The organism is Ancylomarina sp. 16SWW S1-10-2, assembly GCF_009669305.1.
Classification (GTDB): domain Bacteria; phylum Bacteroidota; class Bacteroidia; order Bacteroidales; family Marinifilaceae; genus Ancylomarina.
Map to the genome: position 1 here is coordinate 1 of NZ_SADB01000370.1, position 351 is coordinate 351.

Below are 351 nucleotides of genomic sequence, written 5' to 3' on the forward strand. Positions count from 1 at the left end.
ATCCGCTGATAGCTTGGGATCGAGATTTCCTGTCGGTTCATCTGCTAGCAAAATAGCGGGTTTATTTACAATGGCTCGCGCAATACCCACACGCTGCTGCTCCCCTCCCGATAAGGACAGGGGATTATCATTTTCTTTACGCAACAGGTCGACCTTTTCTAGCGCCGCACGAACTCGCTTGCCCTGCTCACGCGGGTGCATACCTGAAATTTGCAGTGGCAACGCCACATTATCAAAAACTGTACGATCAAATAATAAATGGGGATCTTGGAAGACAACGCCGATTTGGCGACGTAAATAAGGAATCTGAGCCGTAGTCACACGATTTAGCAGGCGATTACCAATCACCAC

General features: G+C 48.7%; 1 protein-coding gene. It reads right to left on the bottom strand.

Going from position 1 to position 351, the window contains the following annotated elements; genetic code table 11:
- On the bottom strand, window positions 1–351 hold a 351-nt coding region (locus tag EMN46_RS19560), incomplete at both ends, for a cell division ATP-binding protein FtsE (protein ID WP_154202692.1).